Origin of the sequence: Chitinophaga sp. W2I13 (assembly GCF_050434005.1) — a bacterium.
Lineage (GTDB): Bacteria > Bacteroidota > Bacteroidia > Chitinophagales > Chitinophagaceae > Chitinophaga.
The window spans coordinates 1,289,415-1,309,850 of record NZ_JBNPWD010000001.1 but is presented as its reverse complement, the minus strand read 5'-3'; the positions used below and the strand labels follow the sequence as shown (position 1 = coordinate 1,309,850).

The following is a 20,436-nucleotide window of genomic DNA, read 5'->3' as shown; positions in this document are numbered from 1 at the left end:
GTACACCTCCCTCAATTACATGAACGATAACAGTATGATTCCAGGTACCAAACTCTCCAGGGTAAATCTCATGGCCAGAGCCACTACTAAGTATGGAACAGCTGAACGTTTGTCTACCGATTTTAAAGTTCAATACTCTAATACCAACGCCAGGAACAGGCCCACAACCGGTGTAAACAGCAGGAACTATTCTTCCCTGTTATATACCCTGCCTGGTACAATGGATATCACCCAGTTTAAAGATCCTTTGAATGAGCTGGGCACTATGCGCTGGTATGGTACCGGCAACCAGGTGAATCCATACTGGGCAAGCCGTTACAGTCAGAACGAAGATATCCGTAACCGCTTTATCATGAACGGAAGCATTAAATACCAGTTCACCGACTGGTTAAATGCAGAAGTAAAAGCAGGTGCTGATATTTATACCACCAATACAGAAGCTAAAACCTATGCAGGTAGCCCGCTTTCTACCAATGGTAGTTACAGCGTGGGCAAATTTACCTTCTCTGAACTGAACTACAGTACCCTGATCACGGCAAAGAAGGATAACCTGTTCAGCAGGTTTGGTGCGTCTGCAAGCGTAGGCGGTAACCTGATGCAGCAACACTCCTCCAGGCTAAGCAACAACGCCGCTTCGCTGTTGGTACCGGATCTGTTCAGCATCAAAAACTCACAGGGTAATCCGGGGATCACGGACGAAGTAACGGAACAACGTATTAATTCCCTGTATGGTACTGTGGGTGTAAACTGGGATGGTTACCTGTTCCTGGATGGAACTATGCGTAACGACTGGTCCTCTACCCTCAGTCCTGCTAACCGCTCTTTCTTTTATCCTTCTGTGAGTTTCTCTTATGTATTTACAGAACAGTTTAAGAGCTTGCCTAAATGGATCAGCTACGGTAAACTCCGTGCTTCCTATGCAGAAGTTGGTAACAGTCTTTCGCCCTATCAGTTGCTGAATACATATACGATCGACAGGGATCCTAATGGTAACCCGACTGCCTCCAGGAAAACTACTCTCTTTGATCCAAATGTTCGCAGTGAGTTGATTAAATCCTATGAAGTAGGTACTGAGCTGCGCTTTGCGGATAACAGGTTTGGTGTGGATTTCAGCTACTATAAATCAAATGCTACCCGCCAGCTGATCGATCTGCCAATGGATCCTGCCAGCGGTTACGAAAAAAGAAAGATCAATGCCGGTAATATCCAGAACAGCGGATTTGAAATTATGGCAGATGCAAAGATCCTTGATAAAGGCTTCATCTGGAACATCTCCGGTAACCTGTCTATGAACAGGAATAAAGTTATCGAAATATCTGCTGCTGATAAAGTGAACAGATACCAGCTGGGTGGCTTCGATGATGTATCCATCGTAGCGGTTGCCGGTCAATTGTACGGTGAAATTTACGGTAGCAAATTCCTGCGTGTAACAGACGAAAAGAGTGAACACTATGGCCAGCTGCTGCTCACTGCAGAAGGCAGACCACAACGTGGTGAACAGAATGTTCGTTTAGGTAACCAGCAATCCAAAGCATTACTCGGTATTACCAACAGCTTCGGTTACAAAAACTTCACCTTTGCTTTCCTGATTGATGCCCGTTTTGGCGGAGACATGTTCTCTGTAACCCAGGCAATGATGCAGAGAGCCGGAACAGCGGATATCACTGCACCCGGTGGAAAAAGAGATGACATGACACTTGCAGGGGTAGTATCAAATGGCGCCGGCGGTTATACTGCCAATACCAAATCAATCACTACACAGCAATATTGGGAATCAGTGAATACCAACGTAGGTAATCTCGGCGTGTCTGAACTGAACATCTACGACGCTTCCAATATCCGTCTCAGAAATGTTCAGCTGAGCTATAACCTATCAAAAAAATTACTGGGCAGAACACCTATCCAGTCTGCTAAAGTAGGTGTATCCTGTAACAACGTATGGATGATTTCCAGCCATATGCGCGGCCTGGATCCGGAATCCGTATTTGCGGTAGGTACAAATGCCACTGGTTTTGAAAACGGTGCTCCTCCAACCACCCGTACTTTCCTGGTGAACCTGAGCCTTAGTTTTTAACTTTTAATTGTAACTGAAATGAAGAAGATACTCATAAAATCAGGCTGGGCATTGGCTGCTTTCGCGATGGTGATGTCTGCCTGTAATAAATTTGAAGAGATCAATCAAAATCCGAAAGACGCCAGCCTTAACCAGGTACAGGTGGAATACTTTATCAATAATTCCATTATCGGCGCACAGATGGATCCCAATATTGCGGAACGTTCTTTTGTATTATACTGGAAAACTGCCAGCCGGCAGCACCTCAGCGGAGGCTTGTCTTCCGGCGCAGTAGATGACGGATGGTCTTCCGAATACTATCGCTATAGCTCCGGTTGGTTAAACAGCATTAATACAGCCATCCAGATTGCTGATGAAAAAACACAAGCCGGCGATACCAAACCATATACGGATAACCTGAAACAGGTGGCCCGTATCTGGCGCGCTTATTTGCTGAGTGAATTGTCCGATAACTTCGGTCCTATTCCCATCAACGCATTCCAGGGTACCAACCCCGAATTCGTAAGCGTGAAAGATGTATACTACTTTGCACTGGATGAACTGAAGGATGCCAGCTCCAAGCTGAACACCACTATTGTCGCATCTGATGAACTGAAGAAAACCGATCCCGCTTTTGGATATGATTTCATGAAGTGGAAACGTTATGCCAACTCCATGCGCTTACGCCTGGCCATGCGTTTGTCTGAAGTAGATCCCGGTAAGGCTAAAGCAGAATTTGAGGCAGCAGCAGCGGGCGACTTGATGACTAACATGACCGATATTTTCCAGGTACAGGAAAAGCCAGGATGGGATGCACTTAGCGGCGTAATGAGCCGCGAATGGAATTCCCAGATCCTGTCTACCACCCTGGAAAACATTTATACCGGTTTAGGAAGTGTAAAAACTGCTGACCAGGTAGATGCTTCCCTGCAATCATACATAAGACCAGCCAACTGGGCCGGTTTGCAGCTGACAGACCATTTCTCTACCATGACGAATGATCCGTTTGCAGGTTTCTGGTTCGATGGATTACCGCAAACGGTTGACCCCCGTGCTTATAAAGCATTTATCCCGGCCGGGGATTTTACAAATCCCAACTTTAGTAAATATCCTTCTTACGACAGGCCTACCTGGGAAACAACCGCCCGGAACCTGCTGGATGGTACCGGCGCCGTGGTGAAAACACTGGACGGTAAATTTGCCTGGAACGGTTCCAATGCAGGCGCATGGGGCGTAAAGGGAACCAGGAACCAGTGGAGGGCTTTCCCTGGTGCAGCTCCCCGTCTGGGTCAGCAGTTCAGGAACAGCGCTAACAAACGCATCTTCTTTGCTCCATGGGAAACACATTTCCTGCTGGCAGAAGCTGCGGTAAGAGGATGGACGGTGCCACTGGGTGGTAAAGCCGCCTACGAAAAAGGCATCGCCCAGAGTTTCGAATACTGGCAGGTGGACGGGTTCCTGGGTACTTACCTGGCCTCTACCAGCTATAACATGACTGGTACTTCTGTTAGCTGGGATCATACCATAGAGCCCCCTGCTACCCATACCATGGATTTCAAAAATGGTTATACCAATACGGCGGGCACCGTGGCAATCAAGTATCCGGTGAATAACCTGTATAAGAATGGTACCGTTAAAAACGATCTCTTAACAAAGATCATCACCCAGAAATATATAGCACAGGTTCCCTGGCTACCGCTGGAAGGATGGAATGATAAACGCAGACTTGGTTTGCCTTTCTTCGAAAATCCCAACGTGGAAGAGCCACTGGGTACATTGCCTACACTCAATGCTTCCAATTATATGACCAGCAATGTGAAGTTCTTCCCGCAGCGCCTGAAGTATCCTTCTTCCCTGAAGAATACCAATGCTGCCGGATACGACCAGGCTGTCAGCTTTCTTGGAGCTGGCGGAGATGAAGTATTAACACCATTATGGTGGGCAATTAAGCAATAATTTGCTGTTCACTTATATTTATTAAAAAAAGCTGACCGCGTAAAACCCGGTCAGCTCTTGTTTTAGAGCAAGCCGGACCACTATCAGAAAAAAACTCTTAGGTGATACGGATATATTAGACTATCTTGTGAGCAAATACAATATAATGCAACAAGGTACAGTTAAATTTTTCAATGAATCCAAAGGATTTGGTTTCATCACTCCATCTAATGGTGGACAGGATATTTTCGTTCATATTTCCGGTACTACTGGCGAACTTCGTGAGAATGACACCGTAACGTATGAAGTTGAAAATGGTAAAAAAGGTCTGAATGCAGTTAACGTAAAAGTTATCTAAGTTTACATATCTTATTTTCTGGGGGGCTGATCAGCAAGATCAGCCCTTTTTTTATGCCCTTAACTATCCCTCGCTTTTCTTGTCACGGAATGCTTTGGGCGTTTGCTGTGTACGCGCCTTAAACACTGTGGAAAAGTAGGCTGGAGAGGAAAATCCGCACTCATAGGCTATTTCCGCTACCGATAACTTTGAATTCGCCAGCAGGTACCTGCCTTTTTTAACCCGCGCATCCAGGATATAGTCGTTCACATTACAATTTAATAACAACTTTACTTTACGGTACAGCTGCATTTTTGAAATAGCCAGCTGCTGACAGATATCTTCCACCCCAAACTGATCGTTTCCCAGGTTTGCCTCCACGATGGCCGTAAAGTCATTCACAAACTTACGGTCTGGTTTGCTGGATTGGGTACTGTGTACCCGGGTGTCAGGTTCGGCGATATAGTGATCTTTCAGCAAAGCCCGGTTATTGAGCATGCTGCTGATGCTTTCCGCCAGGTATTTCAGGTGGAAGGGTTTACTGATATAGGCGTCTGCATTGTGCTGCATGCCTTTTATACGTTGTTCCTCGCTGCTGTTGGCGCTGAGCAGGATTACCGGGATGTGCGAGGTACGGATATCTTTTTTTAAAGTCTCCAGCACCTGGATCCCATCCATGCCCGGCATCATAATATCGCAAAGGATCAGGTCCGGTACATGCTCAAAGGCCAGCTTTAACCCATCTGCGCCGTTGCCGGCGTGGAACACTTCATATTGACCGCTGAGAAAATCGGCCAGGAAATGATTCAGGTCCGGGTGGTCTTCAATCAGCAGCACCGAATGAGGATGTGCCTGCAGGGTGAGCGGTATTTCTTCTGCCGGCGTGTCGTCCAGGTCATCCGTATAGCTATGCAGCGAGTGATTGATCACATTCATATGTTCATCTTCCTGCTGAATTTCCTCTGGTGCAAAAGGGGCGGAAGTACCCGGCAGGGTAATACTGAAGGTGGTGCCGGCGCCTTTACTGCTTTTTACGGTGATGCTGCCATGATGCAGGGAAATGATTTCGCGGGTGAGTGCTAGCCCGATACCGGTTCCTTTATGTTCATTGTTGCGGCTCTGGTAAAACAGTTCAAAGGCATGTGCCAGGGTGTTTTCATCCATGCCGCTGCCATCATCTTCAATACGTATTACCGCTTCCTGCCCGGCTGCAGGCTGTTCCAGGTAAATATGCACTTTGCCGTAGTCGCTGGTAAATTTGAAAGCGTTGGACAACAGGTTATATAATACCCGGTCAAACAGGTGTTGATCGAACCAGGCTTTGATGCCGGGCTGCCGGCTGATAAGCCGGAAATCGATATGTTTTTTAACCGCGATACCTTTATATGCTTCCATAATATCCAGCATAAAGGCGGGCAGCTCATTTTCTGATACTTTCAGTTGCAGTTTGCCGCTTTCAATCCGGCGGAATTCCAGTAGTTGGTTTACCAGCCGCATCAGGTGGGTCACATTCCTGCGCATCAGTTCCAGCTGCTGTTTCTGCGGGGAAGAGAGCTGCCTGCTGCCCATCAGGTTTTCCAGTGGCGCCTGTATGAGGGTTAAAGGGGTACGGAATTCATGCGAGAGGTTTGTGAAGAAGGTGAACTTGGCCTCTGTGGCCTCCTGCGCGCGGGCGGTCATTTCCACCAGCTGGTCCCGTTGCTGGAGAATTTCATCGCGCTGTTGTTTCAGTTGCTGATTGATCCGGCGGTTGGTGCGTAAAATGAAGATCAGCACAATACCGAGCAGGAAAGCGATGCCCAGCGTGGTGACTACTATCCGCAGCAGGTGCTGCTGGTCCTGGTACAGCGAAAGCTGCTCCTGCAGCAATGATTGCTGCTTTTCTATTTCCTGGTGCTGGGCCTGTATCTTATCTATCTGCAGGCGCATCAGCTTTACATTGCTGCTGTCGATCAGTACGGTTTGAAGCAGCGTATTGCGGGGTACCTTTTTCCCGGCGAGTATATCCGCAGCCATGCTGATGGCTTCTTTGCCGCCACTGGGGTACAGCAGCGACGCGCTGAGGATGTCGCGCGATACCAGGTCTATCCCGGCATCGGGGTAAGGTGAAGCATCTACACCAATAAACCGGGTTTGTTTGAGGCCCTTTTCCCGGCAATAACGGTACATGCTATACGCCATCACATCATTTTGTGCGAAGATTACATCCGCCTGCTGCACGGCGGAATCGTTGCGTGCGGCGGCTTCCCGCGTTTTATCTGCCACCCAGCTGCCTTCCAGGGTGGCTATCACTTTCAGGCCGGGGTAGTGTGCGAGGGCATCACGGAACCCCTGGTGCCTTTCCACGGTGGGAGAAGATCCACGAAGCCCGGTCACCTCTATAATACGCCCGTGGCCATTCAGCCGGGCGGCAATATATTCTGCTGCCAGCTTACCGATATTGTAGTTATCGCCCCCGATGTAAGCGGTGAAAGAGTCCGTGGCGGCCTTACGATCCAGGATGATCACCGGGATGCCCTTTCCATAGGCAGCGGCTATTACTGGCGCCAGGGGCGCGGCCTCATTAGGGGATACCACCAGGATGTCTATTTTCCCCGCCAGCAGTTCCTCGATCTGCTGTACCTGCCGCTTGCTGTCACTTTCCGCATCTCTGTACAATAACTGCATCTCCGGATGATAGAAAAGCTCCCGCTTCATTTCCGTGAGCATGTTCCGGCGCCAGTCGTCGTTGCCGGTACACTGGGAAAAACCGATCCGGTATTTCGGTCCGGTTTCCGGGCGGCATCCTGCGACATACATCAACAGGAAAAGACTTATTAAACAGAGATATCGTTTTAATACTGCTGGCAAGTGGAATAATTTTGGTTTTATTTCGAAAAACAATGATACAAAATTGAAAGACGTTAGCCTGAAATATATCTATCTTAATGTATAAAAATATATATGTCAATATATTAACTGATTTTATGCCCGCTGTTATAATTTCGAAAGAAAGCGGTGCTATACAATAACGGCAGCCTTTAGCAAAGAAGTAGGTTTGACTTATCGATCAAAACTTATTTCTACGTTATGAACAACAAGATTGTTTTCTTCTGGGCTTTTGTGGTAGCACTTGGCGGTTTTCTTTTTGGTTTTGATACCGCTGTCATCTCCGGTGCGGAGCAACATATTCAGCAATACTGGCATTTAACGGAAGTACAACATGGATTTACGGTATCCATTGCATTAATAGGAACGGTGTTTGGCGCATTGGGAGGCAGCACGCCTTCGGATAAACTAGGACGCCGTGCCACCCTGCTGCTGGTAGCGTTGGTATACCTGGTGTCGGCAGTGGGTACAGCAATGGCTACCAACTGGTACTTTTTCCTGGTATGCCGTTTTATCGGCGGTCTCGGTGTAGGCGCTTCTTCTGTAACGGCCCCGGTATATATTTCAGAGGTATCACCTGCTTCCTACCGCGGACGAATGGTCGCTTTATTCCAGTTTAACGTGGTTTTCGGTATCCTCGTGTCTTATTTATCAAACTATTTCATTGGCGGATATGGAGGTGAAAACTCCTGGCGCCTGATGCTGGGCATCCAGGCATTCCCCGCGGCTATGTTCCTGCTACTGCTCCGCTGGGTACCGGAAAGTCCCCGCTGGCTGCTGTTGCACGGTAAAAAAGAAGCTGCCGCCATCAAAACCCTGCAAATCATCAACCCCGCCGGTTACGAGGACGATATCACCACCATCCGGCAGTCGAGGCACCAGAGCATTGGCGCGCCAAAGGAACGGCTGTTCTCCGGCAAGTACCGCACGCCGGTAATGCTGGCAGTATTGTTTGCCATCTTCAACCAGGTGTCGGGTATTAATGCTATCATTTATTATGCTCCCCGCATTTTTGAAATGTCCGGTTTAGGCACGGCGTCTTCTTTGCTTTCTACGGTCGGACTGGGCATCGTGAACTTCATTTTTACGTTAACGGCTATACGGTTTATCGACCGCATAGGCCGCCGGCAACTGATGCTGATAGGTACCGTTGGGCTTATTGCCACCCTGGGCCTCACCGCTATTTCCTTTTATATGCATACCGGCGGTATTGCCGTGATTTCCTACCTGCTGGTGTATATGGCATTCTTTGCCTTCTCGCAGGGCGCCGTGATCTGGGTATTTATCTCTGAAATATTTCCAAACGCGGTACGCGCCAAAGGTCAAACGCTGGGCAGCTTTACCCACTGGATCATGGCCGCCGTCATTGCTTTTACTTTCCCCTGGCTCGCCAGCCATATTGGCGGTGGTCACATTTTCGCCTTCTTCTGTGTGATGATGGCATTGCAACTACTCTTTGTATGGCGCTGGATGCCGGAAACAAAAGGACAAACCCTGGAAGAAATTGAAATGACAATGGTCGTGCATTAAACAAACATTTTATGACAACAAAGTATAACATCGCCTGCCTCGGGGAAATATTGTGGGACATATTACCAGACCAGGAACTGCCCGGCGGCGCTCCCATGAACGTAGCGTATCATTTACAGAAACTGTCGCAGTCCGTTGCCATGGTATCGGCTACAGGCACAGATGATCATGGCAAAAGACTGCTGCAACTGATGAACAACATGCAGCTCTCTGCCGCTTACGTACAAACGAATACTATTTACGCCACGGGTAAAGTAAATGCCTGGATGGATGCGCATAACGATATGCAATATGATATCCTGTACCCTGTGGCCTGGGATCATATTGGCTGGAATGCTTCCCTGGAGGCTTTATTAACGGGTGATGACCTGCAGTATATTGTTTTTGGCAGTTTGATGGCCCGGCATGAGGTATCCAGGAATACGCTCCGTAAAGCATTGGAATCAACCGCCACAAAAGTATTGGACATTAACCTGCGCACTCCCTGGTACTCCCGTGAAACGCTGGAATGGCTCATGGACAGCTGCCAGCTGCTAAAGCTGAATATTGCTGAACTGGAGCTGATCAGCGCCTGGTATGGTGCATGGTCTACGCACGAAGAACAGGTAAAGGCATTGTCTTCCCGGTTTAACATCCCGGTAATAGTTGTCACCCTGGGCAGCAAAGGTTGCATGGGATATATAGATGAAGCTTTTTACTACCAGGAAGGACAAACCGTGAAAGTAGCAGATACTATTGGCAGTGGCGACGCTTTCCTTGCCGGCTTTCTCGCATGCCGGCTGCAACAACGTTCCCCTGCCTGGAGCCTGGCCTATGCCAATGCATTGGGCGCACTGGTGGCATCCCGCCCCGGTGGCTGTCCACCATACGATCCATCCGAGATATACAGCCTGATGAAAATACCACAGCACACTTAGCCAGTTATTACATTTCCACACCACCATTTCACAAATTCCATTATGAAAAAGTTGTTTTACTTATTACCGATGTTGCTGTTCGGCCTCTTCGCCATTGCACAGCAACGAAACATCACCGGTACCGTTATCAGTAAACAAAACAGAACGCCTTTGCCCGGCGTAACCGTACAGTCGGGCAACAGGAACACCATTACCAACGGCAGCGGGCAATTTACATTACCGGCTGCCGTGGGGGAAGTGCTCAACTTCTCCTATATCGGCATGAAGCCAATGTCGCTGAAAGCTTCGGAAGGCAGTATGTCCGTAGAAATGGAAGATAATGCCACCGATTTAAACCAGGTGATCGTAACCGGTTACCAGACACAGAAAAAAGCCGATCTTACCGGCGCCGTATCAGTAGTGAATGTGAGCGAAATAAAAGACATTCCGCTCGGTAACCCGGTGAAAGCCCTGCAGGGTCGCGTTCCCGGCGTATTCATTACTTCCAACGGCGATCCTAACAGCAATGCCACGGTACGTATCCGCGGTATCGGCACGCTGGGCAACAACGATCCGCTGTATGTAGTAGATGGTATTCCTACCAAAAGAGGATTGCAGGAACTGAACCAGAATGATATTGAATCCATCCAGGTATTAAAAGATGCTTCTGCTGCCACCATTTATGGCTCCCGCGCTGCAAACGGCGTGATCATTGTTACCACCAAAAGAGCGAAGAAAGGCTACAGCCGCATCACGGCAGATGTATCTGCTTCTTTGCAGGATTACAGTACCAAGTTAAAAACGCTGAACACGGAAGGCCGCGGCCGCGCCTATTGGCAGGCTGCGGTAAATGACCGCACCGATCCCAACAACAACCAGATTTACCAATACGACTGGAATGGCGATTTCAACAACCCGGTGCTCAACAAAATTAATCTGCCAGAATTTATTGATGCCGCCAAAACCATGAAGCCGGCGGATACTTACTGGTACGACCAGATCGCACAAACGTCCCTGTTGCAAACCTATAACGTGTCTATTGCCAATGGTAACGAAAGAGGTAACTCTTATTTTTCAGTAGGCATGTATAACAACAAAGGCATTGTAAAAGAAACACAGCAACGGAAAATAACCGCCCGCTTTAATACGGATTATTCCTTTTTTAAAGGCAGGCTGAAGATCGGTGAAAACCTGTCGGCTACCTATATCAGGGATGCGCTGGTGCCTGCCACGGATATTCTCTTCGCCGCGCTGGTGCAACAACCGGTAGTGCCGGTACACACCGTCGACGGTGGCTGGGGTGGCCCCGCACCCGGCATGACCGACCGGCAGAATCCTGTGCGCCTCATTGAAGATAACCGGCAGAACAAAAGTAATTTCCTCCGCTTATTTGGTAATGTATATGCCGACCTGGAAATTATTCCAAACCTCCATTTCAAAAGCAGCTATGGTATAGATTATAACGGTACCTATCAGCGTACCCTGCGTAAGTCGTATACTTCCGGGTTCCTTTCTGATCCGTCCAACTTCTCCCAAACCTCACAGGATTATAATGGTAACTGGGTATGGCAAAACACGCTCACTTACAATGTGGCCCTGCAGAAGCACCGGTTCGATTTCCTGCTGGGAGGGGAACAGATTAAATATATTGCGCAGAATTTCTACGCCAGCAGGCAGGGATACGCGCTCGAAAATATTGACTATGCTTACCTGAATGCAGGATCTTCCAATAAAGATAACGGCGGTACCGGCAGCGGCTATACGTTGTTGTCTTATTTTGGTAAAGCAAACTATTCTTACGATAATAAATACCTCGCTTCGGTGACATTGCGCCGCGATGGCTCTTCCCGCTTTGGTAAAGAAAACCGTTTCGGGATGTTTCCTGCGGTATCTCTCGGATGGCGCGTGAGTGAAGAAAATTTCATCAAACAAAACCTGCCTTTCCTGTCGGACCTGAAACTCCGCTATGGCTGGGGCAGATCGGGCAACCAGGAAATTGCCAACAACGCTACCTACACTTTGTACTCTGCGATTTATGGTATAGATCCCACCTGGGATTTCGACAGCGGCAGCGCGTATGATCTGGGCGGTGCAGGCTCCGGCCAGTTACCATCGGGGTATACACTGATCCAGCAGGGGAATCCCGCATTGAAATGGGAAAGCACCATGGAGTCTAATGCCGGGATAGATTTTGGTTTGTTTGATAATCACCTTAGCGGTTCGGTGGATTATTTTATTAAGAAGACATCCGATATCCTTATCAGCCCGGCTTACCTCGCAGTGATCGGCGAAGGTGGTACCAAGTTCGTTAATGGCGCCTCCATGCAAAATAAAGGACTGGAAGTATTGCTGTCGTATAACGGTAACATTGCACCCGAACTGGCGCTCACCGTTACAGGTAACGTAGCCACCTATCGCAATAAGATCACCAGGCTGCCACCGGAAGTATTGACTTCCTATCCCGGCAACGGACAGGATAAAACCATTCTCGGCCACTCTATTAATTCCACCTTCGGGTACGTAGCCGATGGATTGTTCCGCTCACAAAAGGAAGTAGATGACTATGCAACGCAAATCGGGAAGGGCGTGGGCCGCATCCGTTATAAAGACCTGAACAGCGACGGGGTGATCGATGACAAGGACCGCGACTATATCGGCAAAGGAGATCCTGATTTTACTTACGGACTGAATGTAACACTGGAGTATAAACACTTTGATCTGACCTTCTTCCTGCAGGGAATACAGGGCATCCAGGTATATAATACTTACAAAACATACACCGACTTCTCCTCCATCTGGCCGGGAACTAACTGGGGCGCACGTACGCTGGATGCATGGACGCCGCAACATCCAAATGCTTCCATACCTGCGCTCACGCTGGTAGACCGTAACAATGAAAACCGGACATCTACCTATTTTCTGGAATCAGGTTCTTATCTCAAACTCAGGAACCTGCAACTGGGGTATAGTTTCCAGCATATGTTCAGCAAGCGTTTACAAACAGCACGGGTATATCTGCAGGGCAGCAATTTGCTCACGTTAAAAAACAAAGGTTTTACTGCCACCGATCCTGAGAATCCTAACAATGCCTATCCCATTCCGGTGATTGGCACGATCGGTTTAAACCTGTCTTTTTAAACACACAACACAGCCACCATGAAGTACACAAAATATATCCTTTTACTCAGCTGCCTGTTGCTCGGCGCATGCAGCAAATTCCTGGATCAAACGCCGCAGGGTGTTATTTCAGGCGACGACCTGAACTCGCCGGCCAACCTGGAAAAAATGGTGACCGCCGCCTATGCATCACTGGGCAACGATCACTATACCGCTCCTTATTCCAGCATGTGGCCCTATGGCAATATCCGCAGTGGCGATGCATATAAAGGCGGTGATGGCGCCGGCGATATCAGCGATTATCACTTCTATGAAACCTTTTCCCTGAACAGGGTGGATAACGGTTCCTCCGACCTGGTATGGTTTCGTCTGTATGTATGCATTGGCCGCGCAAACGATGCACTGGCACGGTTAAATAAAGTGAATGAAAGCGAATTTCCGGAAAAAACAGTGCGGCAGGCAGAGATGAAGTTCCTGAGAGGACATTATTATTTCCTGCTGAAAACATTATTCAAGTATGTGCCCTACATCGATGAAAATGCGCCAAAGGAAACCTATGATACCATTTCCAACCGCACTTATTCCAACGTGGAGCTATGGACGAAGATCGCAGATGATTTTACTTTTGCCGCTTCCCATCTCCCCGATATACAACCGCAAATAGGAAGGGCCAATAAATTCGCCGCAAAAGCTTACCTGGCCAAAACATTATTGTATGAAGCCTATAAGCAGGATGAGAATAACCATGTAACCGGTATTGATGCGGCTTTGCTGCAACAGGTAAATACCTTATGCGATGAAGTAATCGCTTCCGGTAAATACCAGCTGGCCGTTGATTATGCGAACAACTTTTTGTCGAAAAGTGAAAACGGCCCGGAATCCCTTTTCGCTATCCAGTATTCAAAGGATGACGGCACGCCTAAAGGCCGCCTCGATTACGGACATGCACTGGATTACCCGATGAACCAGGCCTATGGTTGTTGCGGTTTTCATTCGCCCAGCAGTAACCTGGTGAATGCTTTTCAAACAAGCGCCAGCGGGCTGCCGATGTTTGAAACTTTCAATAATGTGAACATCGTTACGGAAGCGGATTTTCATACGCACACCTTTGATCCGCGCTTAGATCATACCGTGGCTATTCCGGGACATCCTTACAAATATGATCCTGCTTTTCTGTACCAGCGCGCCTGGGCCCGTGCGCCGGAGGTATATGGTAGCTACCTGAGCCTCAAAGAAGCGGTATTGCCCGGCGATGCTACTTTTCAGAAGGTACCGCCTTTTATGTCGAGCTCCAAAAACTGGGAGATTATCCGTTATGCTGATGTGCTGTTATTTAAAGCAGAAGCATTGATAGAACTTGGACGCGCTGCCGAAGCGCTGCCACTCATCAACCAGGTGCGGCAAAGAGCGGCTGCCAGTACCGGCTTATTAAAACAGGCAAATGGTACCTTTACTTCCAGTTATAAGATGAATACTTATCAGCCGGGCGTTAACTGCACCTGGTCCACCGACTTTGCGCGGCAGGCATTACGCTGGGAACGGCGGCTGGAATTTGCCATGGAAGGTTCCCGTTTCTTCGACCTGGTACGCTGGGGTATTGCAGCAGAATATCTCAATGCTTATTTTGCCGTGGAAAAAACACGCCGGTCACACCTGAATGATGCTTCCTTCAAAAGAGGCAGGGATGAATACCTGCCCATACCATTAAACCAGATTAACTACAGCAAAGGGTTATACAAACAAAACACCGGCTGGTAAAAATTAAATATCATTGTTATGAAGAAAAAACTCTTTTCCATATTACTGGCAGGATTATTACCCGGATGGCTGCACGCACAGGATAATGCCACGCCTACTCCGCAATGGAGACCGGTATATCACTTTACAGCGCCTAAAAACTGGCTGAACGATCCCAATGGACTGATCTACATAGACGGCGTGTATCATTTGTACTACCAGCATAATCCCTTTGAAAACAAGTGGGGGCATATGAGTTGGGGGCATGCTACCAGCAGGGATTTGCTTAACTGGAAACACCTGCCTGTTGCCATTCCGGAAATAGAAAAGAAAGATACCACCACCTGGGCTTTCTCCGGCTCCGCAGTGCTGGACGAACATAACAGCAGCGGTTTTGGTAAAAACGGGAAGGCTCCTATTGTAGCTATTTACACGGCAGATCAGCCGAAGCAGCAAAAGGAATCACAGTTTATTGCCTATAGTAATGATGGTGGTTTAACCTACACCAACTACAGCGGCAATCCCGTTATAGACATACAGAAAAAGGATTTCCGCGATCCCAGCGTGATCTGGCTGGAAGATCAGCATAAATGGCTCATGACGGTGGCGGTACCTGCCGAGCATAAAGTACAGTTCTACGCATCTGAAAACCTGAAGAACTGGGAGCTGCTGAGTGAGTTTGGCAACCAGGGCGATACCCGTAAAATATGGGAGTGCCCGTCTTTAACGCCGTTGTATGTAGACGGCAACCCGGCGAAAAAGAAATGGTTGCTGATGGTGTCTTCCGGTAACCCTGATGCCGCTACCGGCATGCAGTATTTTACCGGCGACTTCGACGGCAAAACATTCACCAATGACAACAAGCCGGAAAGCCAGTTGTTTGTAGATTACGGCAAAACTTTTTATGCCGCCATTCCTTACAATCATCTGCCGGACAACCGGCAGATGATGATCGGCTGGCTTATGCCATTTGAAACGCCCACTTCACCGTGGCGCGGGCAGATGTCAATTCCACGTGATCTGCAATTGAAAACTACGGCAGCGGGTATACGTTTATTTCAACAGCCATCTGCTGAGATCAGTACCTATCTCCGGAAATTACCTGCGGCTAAAAAACTGCAGCTAAAAGCACAAACCCTTAACAGCAAGGAATTGCAATTAAGCGACAAAGGTTTTAATACCAATAGTAATTGGGTGGATGCCGAATTTACCATTGGTAGCGCGGCTGATTTTGGTTTTAAGATAGCACAGGATGTAGTGGTAGGCTATAATGTACAACGGAATGAGCTCTACATCCGCGATGGAAAAGACGTGCAACAAATGAGCATTCCATCTGCCAACAATAAAATCAGGTTGCAGGTGCTGCTGGATAAATCGTCGGTAGAGGTATTTGTAAACGACGGGGAGAAAGTGCTTACCACTTTAATATTCCCGGATAAAGCGGCTACGGGGCTGGCTGTGTTTGCAGAAAACGGCGATGTGCAGTTGAATGGATTGAAAGCGTGGGACCTGGGTAAGTAAGGGGGAATTATTTATAGACAGGCGCCGGCTCTTTTTTGAGACCGGCGCTTTTTGTGTTAACTTGTATTGATAAAGTTGGTCCCATGGCCTTTAGTAAGCAAAAAAATGTGGTTAACACCGGAATAGCCCTTGTGTGGATGATAAATGGCGTGTACTGTAAAGTGCTGAACTACGTTCCCCGGCACCAGTTAATTGTAGCAAGAATACTTGGCGAATCCCATGCGCCTGTACTGACCCGTATCATCGGTGTCCTGGAAGCCGGAATGGCGATATGGATACTTTCCCGGATAAAATCCCGCTGGTGTGTTATTTTGCAAATGCTGCTGGTAGCCGCTATGAACATCATAGAGTTTATAGCAGCACCCGACCTGTTATTGTTTGGGAGAATGAATATTATCATCGCTGCCGCTTTTATATTTATCATTTACCGGAATGAATATAGTACCCATGTTAGCCTTTCTTAAAAATCATCCCTTTGCCGTGGAAGCGTTCTTTGAAAGCTCCCTTGTGCTTACCTATGCGTTGCCGGTATCGGTGTTGGAACCCTTAATACCTCCGCAACTGGAGCTGGATATATTCCAGGATCAGTGGGCCTTCATAGCCATTGCCATTGTGAAAACGAGGAACCTGCGGCCTAAAGGCTTCCCGGCATTTATGGGAAATGATTTTGTACTAACCGGTTACCGGGTGTTTGTGCGTTATACCAATAGTGTGGGAAAGCGGTTACGCGGTTTATATATTTTGAAATCAGAAACCGACAGTAAGAAGATGGAATTTTTCGGTAACCTGTTTACCCATTACAGTTATACCACTACCGATATCAGTATTACGGGAGAAGACGATATGGTTACCGTTAGATCGGTGGCATCTGGGTTGAATATCACGGTTGATACCGGTGCTGAAGCAGCATTACCAGCAGGATCTCCTTTTGCTGACTGGAAAGAGGCGAGGCGGTTTGCAGGTCCATTGCCTTTTACATTTACCTGTAACGAACATTCCGGCGAAGTGCTGATTATCGAAGGTGTGCGGGAAAACTGGATGCCAGTACCGGTATCGGTGTTGCATAGCGAAGCCGGTTTTTTGAACACGCCTGCGTTACAGGGCGCCCTGTTGGCGAACGCATTTATCATCCGGCAAATTCCCTACTACTGGAAAAAAGGAAAAATGGATCTATGGAAAAGGTAAACAGAACGCCGTTTCAGGGCATCGTGAATATCATCCGGTTTAACTGGCATTTTTATGTGTTGTTTTTACTGTTACTGGTAGCAGGGTTGCTATTCACGCAATACACGTTAACCAGGCTGATGTTGTGTGGAGCTGCCATCGCCACCTTATCGTCGTTAGTCGTCTCCTGGTATATTTACGACCATTCAGATTTATATACCTTCCGGTGGCTGGACGATATGGCGCTTCGGCCATGCCGCCGTGTAGTAAACATCCACGCAGGGTTTGATGAAACCAGCCAGCTGCTGGCGCATAAATACCCGGGAGCTGACTTGCAGGTATTTGATTTTTATAACCCGGAGATGCATACCGAGGTATCTATTGAACGTGCCCGGAAAAGGTATGTGCCTTATGCTGGTACGAAAATCATCAGCACGGCCGCTGTTCCGCTGGCACCTGCATCAGCGGATGTGGTGTTTCTTTTGCTGGCGGCGCATGAAATCAGGGATCCAGGGGAAAGGATCACTTTTTTTAAAGAGTTGCGTCGCTCCCTGTCTGCTGACGGAAGAATAGTGGTACTGGAGCATTTGCGGGATGTACCTAACTTCATCGCATATACGATCGGGTTCCTGCATTTCTTTTCGCGTACTGCCTGGAATCGGGCATTCAACAACGCAGGCCTGATCGTCGTAAAAGAAAAGAAGATCACCCCTTTTTTGTCGGCCTTTATATTGAAAAAGAATGGAATTGCATCTTAAAATTGCCGGTTATATACTGGTGCTATTATCGCTGATACATATTTTCTTTCCGCGGTATTTTAACTGGAAGAAGGAGTTCACGGCGATCAGTCTTTTGAGCAGGCAGATCATGTATGTGCATACTTTTTTTATTGTGCTGATGGTGTTGCTGATGGGGATAGGATGTATTTATGCAACCCACGACATCCTGCATACCCGCCTGGGGCATCTGCTGGCGTTTGGGTTATTTGTATTCTGGTTATGCCGGCTGCTTTTCCAGTTCTTTGTTTACTCGCCGTTGTTGTGGAAGGGTAAACGGTTTGAAACTACTGTGCATATCCTGTTTTCACTGGTGTGGGGATATTTCAGTGTTGTTTTCCTGCTTGTATTCCGTACGGAGGTATAAATACAGTTGTTAAAACCCGCGCCAGTAAGCGTTTCCCATCTGATCGTACAATGTTATATCCCGGAATACAACATAAAGGTATGGACGTGTGAAACCAGGTAAAAACAAATCCGCCGTTTTTGCCGATTTTTACCGGATTATGCCGCCGCAACATAAACCTTTTCCAGATTTAACACTTATATTGTAAACTTTAAACAGGATTATCTAACAAAAGTGTAAACCTATTTCAGGACGTGACCCTATTTCAGGACGAGTCATAGTGTATAGGGAGTGTATGGGAAGTGTATCATGAGTGTATCATGAGTGTATGGGGAATGTATCATGAATGTATGGGGAGTGTATCATGAATGTAAGGGGACTATATGGGGAATATATGGGGAATACGACACATACACGACTCCTAAGTATCCGAGAAGTATCCAAGAAGTATGGGAGAAGTATTAGCTGCATTATCATCTCCTGAAAGTGAACATCCCCAGTTCATAAACGGACAGTTTAAATAAATACCATATCTATAAAAAATCAAGTAATAATGAATTGTTATTTGGCATTTCTTTGGGCATTCCTGCCAGGGAGTCTGGAAACCTAATAAAACAGCCATGTTAAAGAACTATTTCAAGATTGCTTTCAGAAACATCGTCCGGCATAAGGCCTTCGCTACAATTAATATTGCAGGATTGGCCATTGGCATGGCTTGCAGCATTTTCATTTTGCTTTGGGTGCAGCATGAGTTGAGCTACGACAAATTCCATAAAAACGCGGGTACTATCTACCGCCTTACGGCTGGTGGTGCAACAAATTCCGGGCCCATGGTTCCCGAACTTAAAGCAAGAATTCCTGCTATAAAAAACTTTGTACGCTTTAGTCAGCCTACTCCTACCGTTTTTGAAACGGGTACAAAAAAGTTTGAAGAAAAAGCCGTCTTCTATGCCGATTCTTCCCTGTTGCAGGTATTCTCATTTCCCCTGTTAAACGGAAATGCCGAAACCGCATTAATACGGCCTGATGCTGTTTTAATTACGGAAGATATGGCTAAGAAATATTTTGGCAATGAAGATCCAATTGGGAAAATTTTAAAAAGGGATAACAAAGATAATGTGGAAGTTACAGGCGTGCTCAAAAATATTCCGGCAAACTCGCATCTGCAATTTGATTTTATTATGCCGCTGTCTGCCATTGCACAGACCGATTGGCGTTTACGCCGGAACATCTGGGCTAGTTATGATTTCTATGACTATGTACAACTTGATGAAAATTTCAAGGCTACGCCGGCCGCCCTGGCCGGCCTTAGCAGGCAAGTAAATAAAATTTTTGGAGAGCACGTAAAGGAAAATCAACCTGATATGAAACTGCAGGCTTTAACTGATATTCATCTGCGTTCTGATTACCAAACTAATTTGCCCGGCCAGGGCAATATCCAATATGTAAACATATTTTTTATTGTTGCGTTGTTTATTTTGGCGGTAGCCTGTATCAACTTTATGAACCTGGCTACCGCAAGGTCGGAACGCAGGGCAAAAGAAGTGGGCTTGCGAAAGGCGGTAGGTGCGGGTCGCGGGCAACTTATCGGTCAGTTCCTCGGCGAGTCATTATTCATTTCTTTTATGGCCATGTTAATGGCTGTTGGCATTGTATGCCTGTTGCTACCTGTTTTTAATAACCTGGCTGGCAAAGAACTTTCTATACAACTATTGGATGGAAAATTAATCGCATTGCTGCTCGGCATCGCATTATTTACAGGGCTTGTTTCCGGCAGTTATCCTGCTTTATTTCTATCCGGATTTAAGCCCGTGGAGGTGCTGAAGGGAAGCATGAAAATGAGTGGAGGGAATCTATATTTTCGTAATGGGTTAGTGATAATGCAATTTGTTGTTTCGATCGCATTACTCGCCGGCACGGCTGTAGTATACAAACAATTGAATTATATCAAAAACAGGGATATCGGTTTTAATAAATCGAACCTGCTTTATATGCCGATGACCGGCGAAATGGGAGACAAGCAACTGGCATTGAACGCGGAGCTCAAAGCGAACCCGCTTACTGCAAATTTTACTGCTATCACCGATCCAATATCCAATCTGACGAGCAGCACCACCGGGATAGAGTGGGAGGGAATGGCCTTGTAGGATAAGAAC

The 20,436-nt window shown here is 47.3% G+C and carries 14 protein-coding genes; 13 read left to right on the top strand and 1 reads right to left on the bottom strand.

The window, feature by feature from the left end:
* Positions 1 to 19: 19 nt before the first annotated feature.
* The 3 genes from QFZ48_RS05260 (at position 20) to QFZ48_RS05250 (ending at position 4,346) form a co-directional block, all read left to right on the top strand.
* Positions 20 to 2,074 carry a hypothetical protein gene (locus QFZ48_RS05260; RefSeq protein WP_429061418.1) on the top strand — a complete coding sequence of 685 codons (2,055 nt, stop codon included), beginning with the start codon at positions 20 to 22 and terminating at the stop codon, positions 2,072 to 2,074.
* An 18-nt stretch (positions 2,075 to 2,092) separates the two neighbouring features.
* Complete coding sequence (locus QFZ48_RS05255) at positions 2,093 to 4,009, top strand: SusD/RagB family nutrient-binding outer membrane lipoprotein (protein ID WP_370909588.1); 1,917 nt, start codon at positions 2,093 to 2,095, stop codon at positions 4,007 to 4,009.
* Between the two features lie 145 nt (positions 4,010 to 4,154).
* Positions 4,155 to 4,346, top strand: coding sequence for a cold-shock protein (locus QFZ48_RS05250; RefSeq protein WP_079469125.1), 192 nt, complete (start codon positions 4,155 to 4,157; stop codon positions 4,344 to 4,346).
* A 63-nt stretch (positions 4,347 to 4,409) separates the two neighbouring features.
* Here QFZ48_RS05250 and QFZ48_RS05245 read toward each other — a convergent pair whose 3' ends face one another.
* A complete protein-coding gene (locus QFZ48_RS05245) occupies positions 4,410 to 7,175 on the bottom strand; it encodes a hybrid sensor histidine kinase/response regulator transcription factor (RefSeq protein WP_429045215.1) in 2,766 nt (921 codons plus the stop codon).
* Positions 7,176 to 7,394: 219 nt separating this feature from the next.
* On the opposite strand from QFZ48_RS05245, the gene QFZ48_RS05240 reads away from it, so the two are divergent.
* The 10 genes from QFZ48_RS05240 (at position 7,395) to QFZ48_RS05195 (ending at position 20,427) form a co-directional block, all read left to right on the top strand.
* Positions 7,395 to 8,723, top strand: a complete 1,329-nt coding sequence (locus QFZ48_RS05240) for a sugar porter family MFS transporter (protein WP_429061416.1) — start codon at positions 7,395 to 7,397, stop codon at positions 8,721 to 8,723.
* 11 nt (positions 8,724 to 8,734) lie between these two features.
* Positions 8,735 to 9,640: a carbohydrate kinase family protein gene (locus QFZ48_RS05235; RefSeq protein ID WP_429045218.1), complete on the top strand. Its 906-nt coding sequence runs from the start codon at positions 8,735 to 8,737 to the stop codon at positions 9,638 to 9,640.
* A gap of 42 nt (positions 9,641 to 9,682) precedes the next feature.
* A complete protein-coding gene (locus QFZ48_RS05230; RefSeq protein ID WP_429061415.1) occupies positions 9,683 to 12,757 on the top strand; it encodes a SusC/RagA family TonB-linked outer membrane protein in 3,075 nt (1,024 codons plus the stop codon).
* Between the two features lie 18 nt (positions 12,758 to 12,775).
* Complete coding sequence (locus QFZ48_RS05225; RefSeq protein ID WP_429045221.1) at positions 12,776 to 14,494, top strand: RagB/SusD family nutrient uptake outer membrane protein; 1,719 nt, start codon at positions 12,776 to 12,778, stop codon at positions 14,492 to 14,494.
* An 18-nt stretch (positions 14,495 to 14,512) separates the two neighbouring features.
* Positions 14,513 to 15,994, top strand: coding sequence for a glycoside hydrolase family 32 protein (locus QFZ48_RS05220; protein ID WP_429061414.1), 1,482 nt, complete (start codon positions 14,513 to 14,515; stop codon positions 15,992 to 15,994).
* An 83-nt stretch (positions 15,995 to 16,077) separates the two neighbouring features.
* On the top strand, positions 16,078 to 16,458 hold the full coding sequence (locus tag QFZ48_RS05215; RefSeq protein ID WP_429045224.1) for a DoxX-like family protein: 381 nt from the start codon (positions 16,078 to 16,080) through the stop codon (positions 16,456 to 16,458).
* Entirely contained in the window at positions 16,442 to 17,179 is a 738-nt protein-coding gene (locus tag QFZ48_RS05210; RefSeq protein ID WP_429061413.1) for a DUF2071 domain-containing protein, read from the top strand. The genes QFZ48_RS05215 and QFZ48_RS05210 overlap by 17 nt, the downstream gene beginning before the upstream one ends.
* Positions 17,167 to 17,916 carry a class I SAM-dependent methyltransferase gene (locus tag QFZ48_RS05205; RefSeq protein ID WP_429061411.1) on the top strand — a complete coding sequence of 250 codons (750 nt, stop codon included), beginning with the start codon at positions 17,167 to 17,169 and terminating at the stop codon, positions 17,914 to 17,916. Before QFZ48_RS05210 ends, QFZ48_RS05205 begins: the two co-directional genes overlap by 13 nt.
* Positions 17,900 to 18,301, top strand: coding sequence for a hypothetical protein (locus QFZ48_RS05200; RefSeq protein WP_429061409.1), 402 nt, complete (start codon positions 17,900 to 17,902; stop codon positions 18,299 to 18,301). The genes QFZ48_RS05205 and QFZ48_RS05200 overlap by 17 nt, the downstream gene beginning before the upstream one ends.
* 599 nt (positions 18,302 to 18,900) lie before the next feature.
* Positions 18,901 to 20,427 carry an ABC transporter permease gene (locus tag QFZ48_RS05195; RefSeq protein WP_429061408.1) on the top strand — a complete coding sequence of 509 codons (1,527 nt, stop codon included), beginning with the start codon at positions 18,901 to 18,903 and terminating at the stop codon, positions 20,425 to 20,427.
* Positions 20,428 to 20,436: the final 9 nt, after the last annotated feature.